This is a genomic window from Variovorax sp. Soil_C_26, from assembly GCF_057657075.1.
Genome location: NZ_JBDGJC010000006.1, coordinates 313,144 through 332,274 on the forward strand (window position 1 = coordinate 313,144; position 19,131 = coordinate 332,274).

20 protein-coding genes are annotated in these 19,131 nt (G+C 69.7%); 14 read left to right on the forward strand and 6 right to left on the reverse strand.

The genetic code is table 11. The features are described from left to right. The first annotated feature begins 24 nt into the window (after positions 1 to 24). The 5 genes from AC3A6G_RS19250 (at position 25) to pyrF (ending at position 4,033) form a co-directional block, all read left to right on the forward strand. Complete coding sequence (locus tag AC3A6G_RS19250; protein WP_487860939.1) at positions 25 to 1,038, forward strand: DMT family transporter; 1,014 nt, start codon at positions 25 to 27, stop codon at positions 1,036 to 1,038. Further along, positions 1,031 to 1,750, forward strand: a complete 720-nt coding sequence (tsaB, locus tag AC3A6G_RS19255) for a tRNA (adenosine(37)-N6)-threonylcarbamoyltransferase complex dimerization subunit type 1 TsaB (protein ID WP_487874361.1) — start codon at positions 1,031 to 1,033, stop codon at positions 1,748 to 1,750. The genes AC3A6G_RS19250 and tsaB overlap by 8 nt, the downstream gene beginning before the upstream one ends. Positions 1,751 to 1,753: 3 nt before the next feature. Continuing rightward, positions 1,754 to 2,296 (forward strand): ribosomal protein S18-alanine N-acetyltransferase, encoded by a 543-nt coding sequence (gene rimI, locus AC3A6G_RS19260; protein WP_487860941.1) that lies wholly within the window; start codon positions 1,754 to 1,756, stop codon positions 2,294 to 2,296. 22 nt (positions 2,297 to 2,318) lie between these two features. Further along, a complete protein-coding gene (locus tag AC3A6G_RS19265; RefSeq protein ID WP_487874362.1) occupies positions 2,319 to 3,101 on the forward strand; it encodes a uracil-DNA glycosylase family protein in 783 nt (260 codons plus the stop codon). A 107-nt stretch (positions 3,102 to 3,208) separates the two neighbouring features. Then, entirely contained in the window at positions 3,209 to 4,033 is an 825-nt protein-coding gene (pyrF, locus tag AC3A6G_RS19270; RefSeq protein WP_487874363.1) for an orotidine-5'-phosphate decarboxylase, read from the forward strand. A 101-nt stretch (positions 4,034 to 4,134) separates the two neighbouring features. On the opposite strand, the gene AC3A6G_RS19275 is transcribed toward pyrF, so the two are convergent. Further along, on the reverse strand, positions 4,135 to 4,869 hold the full coding sequence (locus AC3A6G_RS19275; RefSeq protein ID WP_487874364.1) for a helix-turn-helix domain-containing protein: 735 nt from the start codon (positions 4,867 to 4,869) through the stop codon (positions 4,135 to 4,137). 144 nt (positions 4,870 to 5,013) lie between these two features. Here AC3A6G_RS19275 and AC3A6G_RS19280 point away from each other — a divergent pair, with 144 nt between their 5' ends. The 6 genes from AC3A6G_RS19280 (at position 5,014) to AC3A6G_RS19305 (ending at position 10,852) form a co-directional block, all read left to right on the forward strand. Continuing rightward, positions 5,014 to 5,871: a hypothetical protein gene (locus AC3A6G_RS19280; protein ID WP_487874365.1), complete on the forward strand. Its 858-nt coding sequence runs from the start codon at positions 5,014 to 5,016 to the stop codon at positions 5,869 to 5,871. A gap of 14 nt (positions 5,872 to 5,885) precedes the next feature. Continuing rightward, positions 5,886 to 7,853: an MFS transporter gene (locus AC3A6G_RS19285; protein WP_487874366.1), complete on the forward strand. Its 1,968-nt coding sequence runs from the start codon at positions 5,886 to 5,888 to the stop codon at positions 7,851 to 7,853. A 116-nt stretch (positions 7,854 to 7,969) separates the two neighbouring features. Then, positions 7,970 to 8,467, forward strand: a complete 498-nt coding sequence (locus AC3A6G_RS19290) for a YiaA/YiaB family inner membrane protein (RefSeq protein WP_487860947.1) — start codon at positions 7,970 to 7,972, stop codon at positions 8,465 to 8,467. A gap of 17 nt (positions 8,468 to 8,484) precedes the next feature. Continuing rightward, positions 8,485 to 8,952 (forward strand): hypothetical protein, encoded by a 468-nt coding sequence (locus tag AC3A6G_RS19295; RefSeq protein WP_487860948.1) that lies wholly within the window; start codon positions 8,485 to 8,487, stop codon positions 8,950 to 8,952. Beyond that, entirely contained in the window at positions 8,949 to 9,746 is a 798-nt protein-coding gene (locus AC3A6G_RS19300; protein WP_487864598.1) for a DUF2145 domain-containing protein, read from the forward strand. Before AC3A6G_RS19295 ends, AC3A6G_RS19300 begins: the two co-directional genes overlap by 4 nt. Positions 9,747 to 9,790: 44 nt before the next feature. After that, positions 9,791 to 10,852: a serine endopeptidase gene (locus tag AC3A6G_RS19305; protein ID WP_487874367.1), complete on the forward strand. Its 1,062-nt coding sequence runs from the start codon at positions 9,791 to 9,793 to the stop codon at positions 10,850 to 10,852. Between the two features lie 9 nt (positions 10,853 to 10,861). On the opposite strand, the gene AC3A6G_RS19310 is transcribed toward AC3A6G_RS19305, so the two are convergent. From AC3A6G_RS19310 to queA, 5 genes are read right to left on the reverse strand one after another with little or no spacing between them, the layout of a single operon-like run. Then, positions 10,862 to 11,653 (reverse strand): SDR family NAD(P)-dependent oxidoreductase, encoded by a 792-nt coding sequence (locus AC3A6G_RS19310; protein WP_487860951.1) that lies wholly within the window; start codon positions 11,651 to 11,653, stop codon positions 10,862 to 10,864. Between the two features lie 46 nt (positions 11,654 to 11,699). Continuing rightward, positions 11,700 to 12,872, reverse strand: a complete 1,173-nt coding sequence (tgt, locus tag AC3A6G_RS19315; RefSeq protein WP_487874368.1) for a tRNA guanosine(34) transglycosylase Tgt — start codon at positions 12,870 to 12,872, stop codon at positions 11,700 to 11,702. Then, positions 12,872 to 13,267 (reverse strand): PIN domain-containing protein, encoded by a 396-nt coding sequence (locus tag AC3A6G_RS19320; protein ID WP_487874369.1) that lies wholly within the window; start codon positions 13,265 to 13,267, stop codon positions 12,872 to 12,874. Before AC3A6G_RS19320 ends, tgt begins: the two co-directional genes overlap by 1 nt. Further along, positions 13,267 to 13,473, reverse strand: coding sequence for an AbrB/MazE/SpoVT family DNA-binding domain-containing protein (locus AC3A6G_RS19325; protein ID WP_487864602.1), 207 nt, complete (start codon positions 13,471 to 13,473; stop codon positions 13,267 to 13,269). The genes AC3A6G_RS19320 and AC3A6G_RS19325 overlap by 1 nt, the downstream gene beginning before the upstream one ends. Positions 13,474 to 13,510: 37 nt before the next feature. Beyond that, positions 13,511 to 14,560 (reverse strand): tRNA preQ1(34) S-adenosylmethionine ribosyltransferase-isomerase QueA, encoded by a 1,050-nt coding sequence (queA, locus tag AC3A6G_RS19330; protein ID WP_487874370.1) that lies wholly within the window; start codon positions 14,558 to 14,560, stop codon positions 13,511 to 13,513. A gap of 88 nt (positions 14,561 to 14,648) precedes the next feature. Between queA and recG the strand changes: the two genes are divergently transcribed. The 3 genes from recG to AC3A6G_RS19345 all read left to right on the forward strand — a co-directional run bounded on the left by recG (position 14,649) and on the right by AC3A6G_RS19345 (position 19,044). Continuing rightward, the gene (gene recG / locus AC3A6G_RS19335; RefSeq protein WP_487874371.1) at positions 14,649 to 16,811 is read left to right on the forward strand and encodes an ATP-dependent DNA helicase RecG; all 2,163 of its coding nucleotides are present in this window, start codon (positions 14,649 to 14,651) and stop codon (positions 16,809 to 16,811) included. A 326-nt stretch (positions 16,812 to 17,137) separates the two neighbouring features. Further along, entirely contained in the window at positions 17,138 to 17,989 is an 852-nt protein-coding gene (locus tag AC3A6G_RS19340) for a PA4780 family RIO1-like protein kinase (RefSeq protein ID WP_487874372.1), read from the forward strand. Between the two features lie 89 nt (positions 17,990 to 18,078). Next, positions 18,079 to 19,044, forward strand: a complete 966-nt coding sequence (locus tag AC3A6G_RS19345; RefSeq protein ID WP_487860958.1) for a LysR substrate-binding domain-containing protein — start codon at positions 18,079 to 18,081, stop codon at positions 19,042 to 19,044. The last annotated feature ends 87 nt before the right edge of the window (positions 19,045 to 19,131 follow it).

Consider the following 19,131-nt stretch of genomic DNA (forward strand, 5'->3'; position numbering starts at 1 on the left):
CCGGCGGCCCTCGATAATCGCCCGATGCCCGCCTTGCCCCGCTTCTCGCCCCGCACGCTCGGCATCGGCGCGGCCGTGGTCACCGTGCTGGTCTGGACCGCGTTCATCGTGATCGCCCGGGCCTCGGCCGCGCGCTCGCTCACGCCGTTCGACCTGGCGTTCGCGCGCATCACCGGCGCGAGCCTGGTGCTCGTGCCCTGGGGCGCCTGGCTGGTCGTGCGCAGCCGCAGGCAGCAGTCCGGCTCCGCCGACTCGCTGTTCGGGCTTTCGCCGTTGTCGCTGCGGGTCACGGCGAGCGCCGGCATCTTCGGCGGCGTGGCCTACGCCTCGCTCGCCTACAGCGGCTTCTTCTTCGCGCCTGCCGGCCATGCCGCGGTGCTGATGCCGGGCAGCCTGCCGCTGTGGACCACGCTGCTGGCCGCGCTGGTGCTGCGCGACCGCATCACGCCGGCGCGGGCGTTCGGGCTCGCGCTGATCGTGGCCGGCGCCTTCCTGGTCGGCGGGCGCAGCCTGCTGCGTGCCTTCGAGGGCGGCGAGGTCTGGAAGGGCGACCTGCTCTTCATGGGCGCGGCCTTCTGCTGGGCCTGCTACGGCGTGGTGGCGCGCCGCCACGGACTCGACGCGGTGCGCGCGACCATCGCGATCACCGTCTTCGCCCTCATGACCTACGTGCCGGTCTACACGCTGCTGGTCGCGTCGGGCGCGGTCGTTAGCCACATCGGCGACGCGCCCTGGGGCGAGGTCGCTTTCCAGATGCTGTTCCAGGGCGTGGGCTCGGTGGTGATCTCGGGCATCACCTTCACCCGCATGGTCCAGTACTTCGGGCCGGTGCGCACCACCATGATCACCGCGCTCGTGCCCGGCCTTTCGGCCTTCGGCGCGGTGATCTGGCTCGGCGAGCCGCTCTACTGGAACCTCGTGGCCGGCCTGGCGCTCGTGACCGCGGGCATCCTGTTCGGCGTGCACAAGGGTGCGGCCGGTGCGCGTGCGGCGCCGCCGGTCCCTGCGGTGCCTGTGGCGGGGCGATGCGATGCCTAGGCTCCTGGCTTTCGACACCAGCACCGAGCACCTGTCGGTCGCGGTGCGCCACGGCGAGCGCCTGTTCACGCACAGCGGCGCGGGGGGCGCGCAGGCGTCGAGCACGCTGATCCCGCTCGTGCTGCAGCTGCTGGCCGAGGCCGGGCTCGAACTCGCCAGCCTCGACGCGATCGCGTTCGGCCGCGGGCCGGGCTCGTTCACCGGCCTGCGCACGGCCTGCGCGGTGGCGCAGGGCCTGGCCTTCGGCAGCGGCGTGACGCTGCTGCCGGTGGACACGCTGCTGGCCGTGGCCGAGGAGGCGCGCCATGCCTTCGGCGCGCGCCAGGTGGTGGCCGTGCTCGACGCGCGCATGGACCAGATCTACGCCGCACGCTACGACTTCGAGGCGGGCGGCGCGCTCGGCGGCGACGCGGAAGAAGGCGATGGCGCCGCGCCGTTGCTGCTGGCGCCCGAATCGCTCGAGGTGCCTGCGGGCTGGTCTCTTGCCGGCAACGCCTTTACTGCCTACGGGCCGCGCCTTGCGCCCGCCGCTGCGCGCCACGAAGTGCTGCCGACCGCGGCCGCGATGCTGCGTCTCGCGCCGGCGCTGCTTGCCGCCGGCCGCACGGTCGATGCCGCGCATGCCTGGCCGCTCTATGTTCGCGATAAAGTGGCGCAAACGACCGAGGAGCGCGCGGCCATCAAGGCCGCCTCCGCCGCACCCCAGACCTGACCCATGAGCGCCGTTCTCCAATCCGTCGAAGCCCGCCTAGAGCCGCTCATCATCGAGCGGCTCGAGGCCGTCTGCGCGGTCGAGCAGACGGCCTACAGCCATCCCTGGACGCGCGCCAACTTCATCGATTCGATGGCCGTCGGCTACCACTGCCAGTGCCTGCTCGCACCGACGGCCGCGCCGGTCTCTGCCACGCCCGTGACCGGGCTCGGCGAAACCCTGATCGGCTACTTCGTGGCGATGAAGGGCGTGGACGAGGTGCACCTGCTCAACATCACCGTGGCGCCGGCCTTCCAGCGCCAGGGCTGGGCGCCGCTCATGCTGGAGGCGCTCACCGGCTGGTCGCGCGCGCAAGGGGCGCAATGGCTCTGGCTCGAGGTGCGCGAAAGCAACCGCCGCGCGCTCGACATCTACATGCGCCAGGGCTTCCGCAGCGTCGGCGTGCGCAAGGGCTACTACCCCGCGCTCGAGGGCCAGCGCGAGGATGCCGTCGTCATGAGCCTGCGGCTCAACGAGTCCGGCTCCGCCTGGGGGGCGCTGCGATGAGCGCCGCATCAAGGGTGCACCAATGAGCGCGGTGCAGACACTGCAGCTCGATGCGCGCCGCCGCGCGATGCTCGACGAAATGGGCGTGAAGGTCTGGTGGCCGATGCCCGCGGTCGCCGAAGAATCCGCGCCAGCACCGATCGAAACGGCCGCCGTGGCCGAAGAAGCCCCGCCCGTCGCGGCACCGCGCGAGCGTGCCGTGGCCGAGGCGCCTGCGCCCACTGCCAGGGCCGCCCCCGCGCCGCGCCCTGCACCCGCCGCGCAGCCGCTCGCCCACGGTGCCGCCGTGCTGGTCGAAGCGCCGCGCCGGCTCTATGCCGAAGCCGGCGCCGAAGCACAGCAGGGCGGCTGGCTGGTCGTGGCCGACATGCCGCCCGAGGCCGATGGCCGCCACGGCGAACCGTTTGCGGGCGATGCCGGCAAGCTGCTCGACAACATGCTGCGCGCCCTCGGACTGCAGCGCGGCGCCACGCCCGTGCACCTGATGCGCACGCACCGTGGCGTGGCCGCCGGCCAGCCCGGCAGCCCGCGGCCGATCGCCGAGGCCTTCGAGGAACATGCCGCCGCGCTCGCGCCCCAGGTGGTGCTCGCGATGGGCCCGCTGGCCGCGCAGAGCCTGATGCAGAGCGCCGATCCGCTCGGCAAGCTGCGCGGCCGCGCCCAACCGCTGCCGCTGGCCGGTGGCGCGGCGGTGGTGGTCGCCACCTACCACCCGGCCTACCTGCTGCGCAATCCGGCCGACAAGGCGCGCGCCTGGGCCGACCTGTGCCTGGCGGCGGAACAGCAGCAGCCGCCTGCGGCCTGAGCGCCGCGCCGGGCCGCCCCAAGCAAGCTCGTTCCCGCTTGGCGGGAAGGCGCGCCGCGCCAAGGGTGCACCAGTGACCCCGCGGGCGGGTCCGTAAAATCGGACCCATGACCTTCCTAGACCAGCTGGCCGCGGCACAGCAAAAAAACGGTTCGATGCTCTGCGTGGGGCTCGATCCGGAGCCAGCCAAGTTCCCCGGCCGACTGAAGGGCGACGCGAGCCGCATCTACGACTTCTGCGCCCGCATCGTCGACGCGACGGCCGGCCTGGTCATCGCCTTCAAGCCGCAGATCGCCTACTTCGCCGCCCACCGCGCCGAGGCCCAGCTCGAGCAGCTGATGGACCACATGCGTCGCAACGCGCCGCACGTGCCCGTGATCCTCGATGCCAAGCGCGGCGACATCGGCTCGACCGCGGAGCAGTACGCGATCGAGGCCTTCGAGCGCTATGGCGCCGACGCGGTGACGCTGTCGCCCTTCATGGGCTTCGACTCGGTGGCGCCGTACCTCAGGCACGAAGGCAAGGGCGCCTTCCTGCTCTGCCGCACCAGCAACCCCGGCGGCTCCGACCTGCAGGGCCAGCGCCTCGCGGATGTCGAGGGCCGGCCCTTCCTCTACGAGCACGTGGCCCGCCTCGCGCAGGGTCCCTGGAACCTCAACGGCCAGCTCGGCCTCGTGGTGGGGGCCACCTACCCGGCCGAGATCGAGCGCGTGCGCGCGCTGGCGCCGACCGTACCGCTGCTGATTCCCGGCGTCGGCGCCCAGGGCGGCGATGCGGTGGCGACGGTGCGTGCTGGCTGGCGCGCCGATGCGCCGATCATCGTGAACTCGTCGCGCGCGATCATCTACGCCTCATCGGACGATGACTTCGCCGACGCGGCCCAAAAGGCCGCGCGCAGCACACGCGACGCACTGGAAGCCGCGAAACTTTGACGCCCCCCGAAGCAGCTCACTTCGTGTAGCCGCCTCCCCCCACTGGGGGGCGCACCCGGTGGCCGGGCAAAGCCCGTTCCACGGGTGCCCTGGGTGGGCTGTCAGTTTCGGCGCAGGCGCGTGAACGCCTCGAACTCCCAGTTGCGCATGCCCAGCAGCAGCGTGTAACCCTCGCGGTCCTTGGCCGCGAGCTTCTGGTCGGTCTGGTGCTGCTGCGCAAAATCCTGCGCCACGCGCTGCAGCCGTTCCAGGAACGCCGGCGCCAGCGAGCGGCTGATCTGCCCGTGCACCAGCAGCAGGCCTTCGGCGGGGCCGTCGAAGCCGCCCGCGTAGTAGTCGAGCACCACGTTCTCGCGAAAGAACGACATCACCGGCCCGTGTGGGCGCCAGCGGAAGGTCTTGGCAAGCTTGAGCCGGTAGCGGTTGAGCGGCCGCAGCTCGATGATGCCGATGCGGTCGAGCTGCGCGAACAGGCCGATGCACTCCGCCTCGCTGATCCGGTAGGCCGCCACGATCTGCTCGAGCGTCCACTGGCTCAGCACGCTGATCGCCGCCAGCATCAGCTTCTTGTCCTTCACCACGGCCTTTTCCTGCTCGTGCGTGAGTTCCTTCAAGAGCGGCTGGGCGTCGGCCACGCGCCGCGCCAGCTCGGCGAAGTCGATCTTCAGCGCGTGGCAGATCGCATCGACGCGCGACAGCGGCATGTCGCTGCGGGCCAGCATGCGCTTGACGCTCGATTCGGCCATGCCGAGCGAGCGCGCCAGGTCGGCGTAGGTCATGCGGGCGCTCTTGAGTTCGTTCTTCAAGGCCTGGACGAGGTCGACGGTGGTGCTCATGGGCGGATGCGGCGGGGCCGGCAGAGGTATTAAGAAAAGATACCGAGAGGTGTGAATTCGTACCTCGTATCGATTCTGGATGCCTTCGACCGGGGCTGGCAACTAAATTCCGCCGCTCGTTCCAACCCTCTCCGAAGGCCTGCCATGCTCCTGCCCTCACTCAGCCGCCGCGAACGCGGACTGCTCTTCACCGTCCTGCTGCTCACCCTCGTGGCCTGCTTCGGGCCCGAGCTGCCGGCCGCCGATGTCGCGATCGCCGCGGTGTTCGCCGACGGCCGCAACTGGCACGGCCTGCCCAATGCGATGGACGTGCTGAGCAACCTGCCCTTCCTGCTGATCGGCGGCTGGGGCCTGTACCGGCTCAACCGCATCGACCGCACGCACCAGGCGGCGCTGGCCGTGTTCCCGCTGGCGCCGCCGGCCAACGACCCGCCGGACAACACGCTCGACTGCGCCTGGCTTTTCTTTGCGGGCCTGATCGCCACGGCCGCAGGCTCGGCCTTCTTCCACCTGGTGCCCGATGCGCCGCGGCTCGCGGCCGACCGGGCGGGCATGGCAGTGGCTTTCGCGGGGCTGATCGGCATGGCGGTCTGCGAACGCGTGAGCCAGCGCGCGGGCTGGCCGGCGGCCTGGTTCGTGCTGGGCGCGGGCCTGCTCTCGGCCGAGGTGTTCCACGAAAGCGCCAACGTGCTGCCCTGGGCGATCGTGCAGTTCGGCGGCATGGCGCTGGTGCTCACGCTCGCGCTGGCCCGGCCGATGCCGCACGCGGTCGGCCTCCGGCTCGGCGCTGTCATCTTCTTCTATGTGCTGGCGAAGGTGTTCGAACTCGGCGACCACGCGATCTACGAGGCGACGCAGCACCGGGTGTCGGGCCACACGCTCAAGCACCTGACCGCGGCGCTCGCGGGCCTGCCGGTGCTGCTGGCGCTCGGCGCGATGGAGCAAGGCTGGCGCACGCAGCTGCTGCGGCACAATCCCGACCCAGCCGCGGCCGCGGCATGAGGAGAAACCGTCGAATGACCGATCCCGCTGCTGCTGCTGGTGCCACCGCCGTTCCCGTGGCGCCCGAAGCGAACGCCCATGCCAATCAGTTCGCGCTTCTTGGGCAGCGGCGCTTCGCGCCCTTCTTCTGGACCCAGTTCGCGGGCGCGGCGAACGACAACCTCTTCAAGTTCGCCTTCACCGTCATGGTGACCTACCAGCTCCAGCTGAGCTGGATGCCGCCCGCCATGGCGGGCCTGGCGATTGGCGCGTTGTTCATCCTGCCTTTTCTGCTGTTCTCGGCCACGGCCGGCCAGCTGACCGACAAGTTCGACAAGACGAAGATGATCCGCTTCGTCAAGAACCTCGAGATCGCGATCATGCTGATCGCCGCCTGGGGCTTCGTGCGCGCCGACGCAGTGATGCTGCTGGGCTGCGTGTTCCTCATGGGGCTGCATTCCACGCTGTTCGGACCGGTCAAGTTCGCCTACCTGCCGCAGGTGCTCGACGCGCGCGAACTCACGGGCGGCAACGGCATGGTCGAGATGGGCACCTTCGTCGCCATCCTGCTGGGCCAGGTCACGGGCGGGCTGCTGGTGGCGATGCCGCAGGTCGGCCACACCGCGGTGGCCGTGGCCTGTGTGCTGCTCGCGCTGGTCGGGCGCGCCACGGCACAAGGGGTGCCGCCGGTGCCCGCCACCGACCCGGGGCTGGTGGTCAACTGGAACCCGTTCAGCGAGACCTGGCGCAACCTGAAGCTCGCGCACGGCAACATCGTGGTGTTCCGCTCGCTGCTCGGCATTTCGTGGATGTGGTTCTTCGGCGCGGTGTTCCTGAGCCAGTTCCCGAGCTTCGCGAAGGAAGTGCTGCACGGCGACGAGCAGGTGGCTTCGCTGCTGCTCGTGGTGTTCTCGGTCGGCATCGGCGTCGGTTCGCTGCTGTGCGAGACGCTGAGCCGCCGCCAGGTGGAGATCGGCCTCGTGCCGCTCGGCGCCATCGGCATGAGCGTGTTCGCGATCGACCTGTACTTCGCCTCGCGCGGGCTGCCGCCGTCGGGCGGCATGGGGCTCGCTGCCTTCGTGGGCCAGCCGGCGCACTGGCGCGTGATGGCCGACCTCGCGCTGCTGTCGCTGTTCGCGGGCCTGTACAGCGTGCCGATGTACGCGCTGATCCAGCTGCGCAGCCAGCCCACGCACCGCGCGCGGATCATCGCGGCCAACAACATCCTCAATGCGCTGTTCATGATCGGCAGCTCGGTGATCGCGGGCGCGCTGCTCGGCGCCGGCTTCACGATCCCGCAGATCTTCCTTTTCACCGGCATCGCGAATGCGGTGGTGGCGTTCTACATCTTCCTGCTGGTGCCCGAATACCTGCTGCGCTTCGTGGCCTGGGTGCTGTCGCGCTTCGTCTACCGCTTCGACATCCAGGGCGACGCGCACATTCCCACCGAGGGTGCGGCGGTGCTGGTGTGCAACCACGTGAGCTTCATCGACGCGGTGCTGCTGATGGCTGCGAGCCCGCGGCCGATCCGCTTCATCATGGACCACCGGATCTTCAAGGTGCCGGTGCTCGGCTGGCTGTTCCGGCTTGCCAAGGCGATCCCGATCGCGCCGCAGAAGGAAGACGCCGCGGCCTATGAGGCCGCGTTCGCCAAGGCGCTGGCCGTCCTGCGCGAAGGCGACCTGCTCGCGATCTTTCCCGAGGGCGCCATCACGCGCGACGGCACGCTGCAGCCGTTCAAGGGCGGCGTGATGAAGATCGTCGAGGGTGCGCGCGCCGAGGGCATCGAGCCGCCGGTGATCCCGATGGCGCTGACCAACCTCTGGGGCTCGTACTTCAGCCGCATCGAACTGCGCGGCGGCCAGAACGTGGCCATGGCCAAGCCCTTTCGCCGCGGCTTCTTCAGCCGCGTCGGCCTGCGCGTCGGCCCTGCCGTGGCCGCCCACGAGGTGCGGCCCGAGGCGCTGCAGCAGCGCGTGAGCGGGCTGCTGGCCGCCGGGTAAAAGTATCTTCTGGCGATACTACCGGCGTACAAAACCTGGACCGGTCGAAGAATTAGAGCCCCGCGGTGCGGGAGCGAACCATCATTCGCTCACCTTCACTACGCCGCGAGGCTTTCATGCAAACCACCCCTTCTTCCACCGTTTCGATCCAGCGCGACACGCGGGCCTGGCAGCTCCAGGTCTGGGCTTCGTTCGCGATCGCCGTGTTCCTCTGCGCCACCGGCCTGAGCTGGCTGCCGGGCGAGGCGCTGGACCGGGCCTTCATGGTGATGGGCTACGTGTTCTGCCTCAGCACCGCCTTCATGCTGGCCAAGTTCGTGCGCGACAGCCAGCATGCCAAGGACGATGCGGCCGCCGGCCGCGACGTGCCGATGTGGCGCCTGGTGGTCTGGGGCAGCTTCTTCACCGCCATGGGCCTCACGGGCTGGGGCTTGTTGCGCATGGAGATCAACGAGACCTACAAGGCCTTTCTCGGCGTGAGCTGGCTGTTCCTCATCAGCGCGGCCTTCACGCTCGCCAAGACGCTGCGCGACCGGCACGAGGCCGACCTGATCGAAGCGCGCCTGCAGGGCCGCCGCGCCGCCCGTGCCGAAGCCCTCACGGCGGCCGAATGAAGCCACGAAAGACCGCCATGAAAAAGTCGATGATTACCTTTCTACTGGCCGCCAGCGCCCTGTTCGCCGGCACCACGCTGCCCCTGCATGCCCAGGCCCACGACGGTGCGTCCGAGGCGTCCGCGGCCCTCTCGTTGATGCCCGTGGCGTCGGTGGTGGGAGCCGCTTCGGCCGTGGGTGCCTCGGCCACCGCGGTGGTCGCGCTGCCCGCCGCGCTCTCAGTCGGCGGCTCGGTGCTGACGGTGCTGGCCGTGGAGGCTGCGGTCGACGGCACCGTCTACCTGCTCGAGCGCGCATCGGACGGTGCGCGTGCCAGCATCAAGGTCGCGGGCCGCGCCGCCGGCGGCGTCTCGGCCGCAGTCGGCACGAGCGTGCTCGTGACCGCGATCGGCAGCGGCGCGGTGATCTCGGCCGCGGGCGAGGTGCTGGCCTTCGTGCCCAATGCCATCGGCCGCGCGCTGCTGCACAACGAGAAGCTGTCATGAAGCCGCTTGCTTTTCGCGCATTGCTGCCGCTGGTGCTCGCGATCGGGCTGCCGCTGCAGGCGCAGGCCGGCCGCTCGTGCCAGGAGGTGAAGCCGACCACCGCGATGCTGGTGCAGGGCCTGCAGCTGGCCGCGCGCACCTCGGAGCGGCTCGACGCCAGCGGCGCCCGCGTGGTGCTGCTCGCCCGCGCCGGGCAGGATCTGGGCAAGTACGGCCTGCGCTATTCGCACATGGGCATCGCCTACAAGACCGACGCCGGTCCGTGGCGCGTGGTGCACAAGCTCAACCAGTGCGGCACGGCCGTGGCCGCGGTCTACCGGCAGGGGCTCGGCGAGTTCTTCCTCGACGACCCCTGGCGCTACGAGGCAGCCTGGGCCGTGCCCACGCCGCAGGTGCAGGCACAGCTGTTGGCGGTGCTCCAGGCGCCGGCGGGGCGCATCACGCGGATGAACATCGCGCCGTACAGCATCGTGGGCTACGCCTGGGGCCAGAAGTACCAGCAGTCGAACCAGTGGGCGATCGAGACACTGGCCGCGGCCATGGAGCCCGCGACCATCGCGAGCCGGTCGCAGGCCCAAGCCTGGCTCCAGTTCAAGGGCTACGCGCCCACCACGCTGCGGCTCGGGCCGCTCGCCCGGCTCGGCGGCCGCGTGGGCTCGGCCAACGTGGCCTTCGACGACCATCCGAACGAGAAGCGCTTTTCGGACCGCATCGAGACGGTCACGGTCGATTCGGTGTTCGAATGGCTGCCGCGCGCGGGGCTCGCCGCGGCACCCACCGTGCTCGGGCTCTGACCCGCGGCGCTGCATATCCGAAAAGCAAGAACGAGGAAAAACAAATGAGCAAGTCATTGCGCCTTTCAGAGAAATGGTTTCGCCGCGGGCTCTGGCTCGTGGCGCTGGTGTTCGCGAGCTTCCTCATCGGGCTCGGCGGTACGCTGGTGGGCGATCTGCCGCAGGTCGAGCGCGCGCTCGAACTCGACGACTTCATCGACCGGCCCGCGGCCGAGCCGCTGCGCAACGCGATCAAGGCATCGGAAGAGGCCGAGCGGGTCGCCTCGCGCGAACTCGAGCAGGCGCAACTGCAGCTCAACATGGCGCGCCAGGCCAGCGCCAACGCGCGCGAGACCTTCGGCAACTGGATCGCCACGCGCCGCGCCACCGCCCAGCCCGACCAGGACCCGGAGCTGATCGCGCGCACCCGCGCGCTCGATGCGCTCAAGCAGAAGGAAGACGAGGCCCAGCGCAAGCTCAACGTGCAGCGCCAGGTCGCGCTCGACGCGCGGCAGGCGGACGAGCGGGCGCGCGAGTCGCTCGCGGTGCTCGAACGGGCGGCGCAGGAGAAGCTCGAGGCCGAGTACCGCCGCGTCGAGCTGCGCGTGTTCGGCTACCGCCTGGCGCTCACGCTGCCGCTGCTCGTGGTGGCCGGCTGGCTGTTCGTGAAGAAGCGCAAGAGCACCTACTGGCCCTTTGCCTGGGGCTTCATCCTGTTCGCGCTGTTCGCCTTCTTCGTCGAGCTGGTGCCCTACCTGCCGAGCTACGGCGGCTATGTGCGCTACATCGTGGGCATCGTGGTGACGGCGCTCGTGGGGCGCTACGCCATCGTTGCCCTGAACAGCTACCTTGCGCGCCAGAAGGCGGCCGAGCAGCAGCCCGACACGGTGCGGCGCCAGGAGCTCAGCTACGACACCGCGCTCGCGCGGCTGGCCAAGAACGTGTGCCCGGGCTGCGAGCGGCCGGTGGACCTGAAGAACACCGAGATCGATTTCTGTCCGCATTGCGGCATCGGGCTGTTCGACCACTGCGAGCATTGCCAGAGCCGCAAGAGCGCGTTCTCGCGGTTCTGCCACGCCTGCGGCACGGCGGCCGCGGCGGACGGCGCAGCGCCCCAAGCTGCCTGACGGCGCGGTTCAGGTCCAGCCGGCGTCGACCACGAAATCCTGCGCGGTGCACATGCGCGAGTCGTCGGCAGCCAGGAACAGCGCCATGGCGGCGATGTCCTCGGCCATCAGGCGCCCCGGCAGGCATTGCGCGGCCTCGATCTTGGCGCCGGACTCGGGCTTGACCCAGAGCTTGAGCTGCCGCTCGGTCATCACCCAGCCCGGCACGATCGTGTTGACGCGGATGCCGTCCTTGCCGAGGTCGCGCGCGAGCGAGCGCGTGAGCCCGCGCGCGGCCGCCTTGCAGGCCTGGTACACCGGATAGCCGGGGTCTTTGATCATCCAGCTGATCGAACCGAAGTTGACGATCGAGCCGCCGCCGAGTGCGCGCATGTCGTCGGCCACCGCCTGTGCGGCAAAGAACTGGTGCTTGAAGTTGACGGCCACGAGACGGTCGAAATCGGCGTCGGTCACGTCAGCCATGTCGTGCCGGCGGTCGTTGGCCGCGTTGTTGAGCAGCACGCCGACGGGGCCGAACTGGGTGCGCACGGAAGCGATGGCGGCGGCGAGCGCGGCGGTGTCGGTCACGTCGCAGGCCACGAAGCGCGCCGGGTGCTCACCGCGCAGCTGGTTGGCGAGCACGTCGCCAGCGGCGGCGTCGATGTCGCAGAAGCCGACCTTCGCGCCCTGTGCGTGGAAGGCCCGCACCAGCGTTTCGCCGATGCCGCTCGCGCCGCCCGAAATGAATACGGTGCGCCCCGCCAGCGAGGGGTAGCGGGCGGTGTACGTGGTGGAGGAGGGAGTGGTTGCGCCTTGGGTCATGGCACCAGCGTAGCGGATGCGGCTGCCCAAGTGAATCGGTGCGTGCCTACACCCCGCGCGCCCGGTCGGCCTTGAAGCGCGCGCGGAATTCGCCGAACGTGCCCGCCTCGAGCGCTTCGCGCACCTCGCGCATGAGGTTCAGGTAGTAGTGCAGGTTGTGGATGGTCGTGAGCATCGGCCCGAGCATTTCGCCGCAGCGGTCGAGGTGGTGCAGGTAGGCGCGGCTGAAGCCCTCGCGCCCGCCGTCGTTCCAGCTCACGCCCGAGGCGCCCGCGCACGCATGGCAGCTGCAGCTCGGGTCGATCGGCTGCGGATCGCTCTTGTGGCGCGCATTGCGCATCTTCAGGTCGCCGAAGCGCGTGAAGAGCGTGCCGTTGCGCGCATTGCGCGTGGGCATCACGCAGTCGAACATGTCCACGCCGTCGGCCACGCCCTGCACCAGGTCCTCGGGCGTGCCCACGCCCATGAGGTAGCGCGGCTTGTCCGCGGGCAGCCGGTGCGGCGTGTGGCCCATGATGTGGAGCATCTCTTCCTTGGGCTCGCCCACGCTCACACCGCCGATCGCGTAGCCCGGGAAGTCCATCTCGACCAGCGTCGCGAGCGATTCCTCGCGCAGGTTCTCGAACATGCCGCCCTGCACGATGCCGAACAGCGCGTTCGGGTTCTCGAGCCGCGCGAACTCGTGCTGGCAGCGCTTGGCCCAGCGCAGGCTCAGTTCCATCGAGATGCGCGCTTCGGCCTCGGTCGTGATGTGGCCCTGGGTGTCGTAGGGCGTGCACTCGTCGAACTGCATCACGATGTCGCTGTTGAGGATGGTCTGGATCTGCATCGAGACCTCGGGCGTGAGGAACAGCTTGTCGCCGTTGACCGGCGAGGCGAACTTCACGCCCTCCTCGCTGATCTTGCGCATCGCACCCAGCGACCAGACCTGGAAGCCGCCCGAGTCGGTCAGGATGGGCTTGCTCCATTTCTCGAAACCGTGCAGCCCGCCGAAGCTCGCCATCACATCGAGGCCCGGGCGCATCCAGAGGTGGAAGGTGTTGCCCAGGATGATCTGCGCGCCCATTTCCTCGAGGCTGCGCGGCATCACGCCCTTGACGGTGCCGTAGGTGCCCACGGGCATGAAGATCGGTGTCTGCACCACGCCGTGGTTGAGCGTGAGCGTGCCGCGCCGCGCGTGGCTTGCGGGGTCGGTCTTGAGGAGTTCGAAGGAGAGCATCAGGGCTTCGGAAAATATTTGACGCCGGGCAGGCCGTCGAAGTGCGCGTCTTGGGTCCAAAGTGCGGCGCCGCGCGCCAGCGCCGTGGCATAGATCAAGCTGTCTGCGAATGGCAAGCCGTTGTCGGCTGCCGAAAGGCACAAAGCCGCATCAAGCTCCACCACTTCACCCTGCTGCATGTAAGCCGCGGCACGCGATGCGATCGATGCGTCGCGAATGCGGCGCAGGGTCTTGTAGACCTCATACAGGACGACGACTGGGACGATCAGCAGGCTGGGCTCTGCTGCCGCGGATTGGTAAAGCTTGGCGCGGTCGGTGGAGCCGAAGACTTCGAGCCAGCACGATGAATCCAGGATCAGGGGCCCGAGGGGCGCTTTGGCGGGGGCGCGCGCCATCAGAAGCGCTCGGGGTCGTCGATGACCTCCGTCGGGATTCCACGCAATTCGGCCTGCAGTTCCTGCAACGTGGGAACGGGAATCAGTTCAATGGCCTTGCCGTGTCGCACCACGCTGAACCGTGCACCGGGTTCGATGGCCATCTGCTCGCGAATGGCTTGGGGAATCACTACCTGGAATTTGGACGAAACTGTGACGGTCGGCATATCGATCTCCATTTGGTAAGCGCAATTATATCGATCGTCAATTCGGGGTGTTTGCCCGTGCCAGCAGCATGGCATCGCCATAGCTGAAGAACCGGTAGCGCTCGGCGATCGCATGCGCATAGAGCGCCATCACGCGCTCGTAGCCGGCCAAGGCCGAGACCAGCATCATCAGCGTGCTCTTGGGCAGGTGGAAGTTGGTGACCAGCAGGTCGACGTGCGCGAACACGAAGCCCGGCGTGATGAAGATGCGCGTGTCGCCGCTGGCCTCGCCGCTTCGGGCCCACGATTCGAGCGTGCGCACGGTGGTGGTGCCGACCGCGACCACGCGGCCGCCGCGCGCCTTGCACTCGGCGATGGCGCGCTGGGTGGCCTCGGGCACCTCGTAGCGCTCGGCATGCATCTGGTGCTCGGCGATGTTCTCGGTCTTGACGGGCTGGAAGGTGCCGGCGCCGACGTGCAGCGTGACGCTGGCGCGCTGCACGCCGCGGGCCTCGAGCGCGGCCAGCAGGGCCTCGTCGAAATGCAGCGCCGCCGTGGGGGCGGCCACCGCGCCGGGCACGCGTGCGAACACGGTCTGGTAGCGGCGCTCGTCCTCGGCCGAATCGGTGTGGGTGATGTAGGGCGGCAACGGCACGTGGCCGCAGCGCTCCATCAGCATGTAGGGGTTCTCGCCCACGTCGCTCTCGAACGCGAAGCGGAAGAGGGCGCCGTCCTCCTCGGGCCAGCGGCCGAGCAGCGTGGCGCGAAAGCCCCCGGCCATCTGCAGCATGGTGCCGATGGGGGGCTTCTTGCTGACCTTCATGTGGGCGACCACCTCTTGTCCCTGCAGAACGCGCTCCACGAGCAGTTCGAGCTTGCCACCCGTGGGCTTTTCGCCGAAGAGGCGCGCCTTGACGACGCGGGTGTCGTTGAAGACCAGCAGGTCGCCCGCGCGCAGCAGCGAAGGCAGGTCGCGGAAGATGCGGTCGGCCGGCGTGGGGCCGGTGCCGTCGAGCAGGCGCGAGGCGGTGCGCTCGGGCGCGGGATGCTGGGCCACCAGATCGGGCGGCAGGTCGAAGTCGAAATCGGAGAGCGTGAAGTCGCGCATGGTGCTTGAGGGTCGGACGGACCCGTGCCAAGTGGCGGAAAGAAGGGAAACGGGAAAGCGGATGGCCGGAGCCGGGCAGAATTGTCCCATGCCCGCGTCCGCGAAATCCGCCCCGTCCCGAAAGCCCCCGGCCACCGCTGCGGGTGCCGCGGCCGGTGTGGCGGCGGCGCCGCCAGCCGGCCCGCCGGGCAGCGGCCTGAGCCAGGTCCAGCGCGCGCTGCGCAAGCTCGGCCTGGTGCGCGACATCGACTTCGCGCTCTACCTGCCGATGCGTTACGAGGACGAGACGCGCATCGTTCGGCTGTCCGACACGCGCGACGGCGACCTGGCGCAGGTCGAGGGCGTGGTGACCGAATGCGAGGTGGTGTACCGGCCGCGCCGCCAGCTCATCGCCACCATCGACGACGGCAGCGACACCTGCCAGCTGCGCTTCTTCAATTTTTATCCCTCGCAGCAGAAGCAGCTCGCGGTCGACGCCCGCGTGCGGGTGCGCGGCGAGGTGCGCGGCGGCTTCGTAGGGCGGCAGATGATGCATCCGACGGTCAAGGCCGCGGGCACCTCGCTGCCCGAGGCGCTGACGCCGGTCTATTCGACGGTGGCCGGGCTGCCCCAGCCGGTGCTGCGCCGCGAGGTGCGCTCGGGCCTTGCGCGTGCGGTGCTCGACGAGACCATTCCGGTGCAGATCGGGCTGCGCGGCGCCTGGGACCTGCGCAGCGCGCTCACCTTCCTGCACTACCCGACGCCCGACGTGGCCATGGCCACGCTCGAGGACCACAGCCATCCGGCATGGCAGCGCATCAAGGCCGAGGAACTGCTCGCGCAGCAGCTTTCGCAGATGCAGGCACGGCGCGAGCGGGCGGCGCAGCGCGCACCGGTGCTCGACGCGGCGGCCGCGCCCGCGGGCGGCAAGCGCTCGCTGCACGACGAACTGCTGGGCGTACTGCCGTTCGGCCTCACGGGGGCGCAGGGGCGCGTCGGCGAGGAGATCACGCGCGACCTCGAGCGCGAGGTGCCGATGCACCGGCTGCTGCAAGGCGACGTCGGCTCGGGCAAGACGGTGGTCGCCGCGCTCGCGGCGGCGCGCTGCATCGACGCGGGCTTCCAGTGCGCGCTCATGGCGCCCACCGAGATCCTCGCGGCCCAGCATTTCGGCAAGCTGGTCGGCTGGCTCGATCCGCTGTTGGCCGAGCGCGGGCTGCGCGTGGCCTGGCTCACCGGCAGCCAGAAGAAGAAGGAGCGCGATGCGATGGCCGCCGCGGTCGAGAGCGGCGAGGCCGCGCTCGTGATCGGCACGCACGCCGTCATCTCCGAGAAGGTGCGCTTCCACAACCTCGCGCTCGCCATCATCGACGAGCAGCACCGCTTCGGCGTGGCGCAACGCCTGGCCCTGCGGGGCAAGGCGCGCAACGGGCGTGAACCCCACCTGCTGATGATGAGCGCCACGCCGATCCCGCGCACGCTCGCCATGAGCTACTACGCCGACCTCGACGTCTCCACGCTCGACGAACTGCCGCCGGGCCGCACGCCCGTCGTCACCAAGCTGGTGGCCGAGCACCGGCGCGACGAGGTGGTGGCGCGCATCCAGGCGCAGATCACGCAGGGGCGGCAGGTGTACTGGGTGTGCCCGCTGATCGAGGAGAGCGAGGCGGTCGACCTGCGCAACGCGACCGCCACGCGCGACGAACTGGCCGACCTGCTCGGGCCGCAGGTCAACGTGGGCCTGCTGCATTCGCGCATGCCCACGGCCGAGAAGCAGGCGGTGATGGCGGCCTTCACCGCCAACGAGATGCATGTGCTCGTGAGCACGACCGTGATCGAAGTCGGCGTGGACGTGCCGAATGCCTCGCTGATGGTGATCGAGCATGCCGAGCGCTTCGGCCTCTCGCAGCTGCACCAGCTGCGCGGCCGGGTCGGGCGCGGTGCGGCGGCCTCGGCCTGCGTGCTGCTCTACGCGCCGGGCGACAGCGGCCGGGTCGGCGAGGCGGCGCGCGCGCGGCTCAAGGCGATGGCAGAGACCGGCGACGGCTTCGAGATCGCACGCCGCGACCTCGAGATCCGCGGGCCCGGCGAGTTCCTCGGGGCGCGCCAGTCGGGTGCGCCGCTGCTGCGCTTCGCGGACCTCACGACCGACACGCTGCTGCTCGACTGGGCGCGCGAACTCGCACCGCGCATGCTCGACGAGCATCCCGAACTCGCCCGGCGGCATGTGGACCGCTGGCTCGGCACCAAGGCCGAGTACCTGAAGGCTTGAGCTCGCCGCCCCTCCGGTCGCGCGTCAGCTCGGCCGCCGCGCCGGCGCGAGCGGGCAGCCCCCGCACTTCACAGGCCGCGCGAACCTCGCTACATTCGATGGCCGCTGACGCGCTCTGCGCCGGGCGCGCGCTTCCGGCACCGCCTGCAGTCCGATCCTCGGGGTCGCCCGCACTTCGACCAGCCGCCGATTCAAACCCAGCGTCCCTGCGCCATGCCGATGTATGCCGCAGGCGCCCCGTTCCTCTTCGAATCAAGGCTCACCATGATTGAAATCGATGCTGCCCATGCGCGGCAGTTCGCCCAGGCTTCGCCCGAGGTGCGTGCATGAAGACGCCCCAAAGACTTCGGGGCCTGGTCGACGAAGGCCTGATCGACAGCGTCGTTCGCCAGCTCATGAGCGGCAAGGAAGCGATGGTCTACGTCGTGCGCTGCGGCGAGGAGACGCGCTGCGCGAAGGTCTACAAGGAAGCCGACAAGCGCAGCTTCCGCCAGGCGGTCGACTACACCGAGAACCGGCGCGTGAAGAACTCGCGCGAGGCGCGCGCCATGGCCAAGGGCACGCGCTTCGGCCGCCAGGTCAGCGAGGCCAACTGGCAAAGCGCCGAGGTCGATGCGCTTTACCGCCTTGCCGCAGCCGGCGTGCGGGTGCCCACGCCGCACAACTTTCTCGACGGCGTGCTGCTGATGGACCTGGTGACCGATGCCGCCGGCGACGCCGCCCCGCGCCTGAACGACGTGGCCTTCTCGCCCGAAGACGCACTGCAGCACCACGCGAGCCTGCTCAAGGAAGTGATGCGCATGCTCAGTGCCGGCGTGGTGCACGGCGACCTGTCGGAGTTCAACGTGCTGCTGGCGGCAGACGGCCCGGTGATCATCGACCTGCCGCAGGCGGTGGATGCGGCGGGCAACAACCACGCCAAGCGCATGCTGCTGCGCGACGTCGAGAACCTGCGCAACTTCTTCGGCCAGTTCGCACCCGCGCTGCTGCACACGCACTACGGCGATGAGATCTGGCAGCTCTACGAGCGCGGGCTGCTGCGGCCCGAGACTGAATTGACGGGGTTGTTCGAGCGCGACGACCGCCCAGTCGATGTGGGCGCCGTGCTGCGCGAGGTGGACGATGCGCGCGCGGAGGAGGCGGCGCGGCTGCTGCGGATGCAGGCGCCGCGGCCATAGCGCACCTGAAGGCGGATTCGACGTTCGGCAGGGCGATTCCCGCGCTGGGGAACGCCGGTCACGCCCCTTGCGCATAATTGACGCAAGCTATGACTCTGACCGAACTCAAATACATCGTTGCGGTGGCCCGGGAGCGGCACTTCGGCAAGGCCGCCGAAGCCTGCTACGTCTCGCAGCCGACCCTCTCCGTGGCCATCAAGAAGCTCGAGGACGAACTCGAGGTCAAGCTCTTCGAGCGCAGTGCCGGCGAAGTCACCGTCACGCCGCTCGGCGAGCAGATCGTGCAGCAGGCGCAGAGCGTGCTCGACCAGGCCGCGAGCATCAAGGAGATCGCCAAGCGCGGGAAAGACCCGCTCGCCGGCCCGCTGAACCTGGGCGTGATCTACACCATCGGCCCCTACCTGCTGCCCGACCTGGTGCGCCAGGTGATCGCGCGCACGCCGCAGATGCCGCTGGTGCTGCAGGAGAACTTCACCGCCAAGCTGCTCGAGATGCTGCGCGCCGGCGAGATCGACTGCGCGATCATGGCCGAGCCCTTTCCCGACACCGGCCTGGCGATGGCGCCGCTCTACGACGAGCCCTTCATGGCGGCGCTTCCGGCGAAGCACAAGTTCGCCGACCGCGAGGCCATCACCTCCGAGGAACTGCAGAACGAGACCATGCTGCTGCTCGGCACCGGCCACTGCTTTCGCGACCACGTGCTCGAGGTCTGCCCCGAGTTCGCGCGCTTCTCGAGCAATGCCGAAGGCATCCGCAAGAGCTTCGAGGGTTCGTCGCTCGAGACCATCAAGCACATGGTGGCCTCGGGCATGGGCGTGACGCTGGTGCCGCGCCTGTCGGTGCCGGCCGAGGCGCTCAAGCCCAAGGCGAGGGGGCGCAAGGACAGCGAGCAGATGGTGCGCTACCTGCCGGTGCGCGACGCGAACGATCGTGATCCGCCGACCCGGCGCGTGGTGCTGGCCTGGCGGCGCACCTTCACGCGCTACGAGGCGATCGCCGCGCTGCGCAATGCCATCTATGCCTGCGAGCTGCCGGGCGTCAAGCGGCTGTCATAGGAAGTGCGCAGAACGCGAACTTTGCCTACGCCGGCACCGTTCGAATTCGTTGATCGCTGGGATAGAGTGACGCTGTTGCGAAGCTGC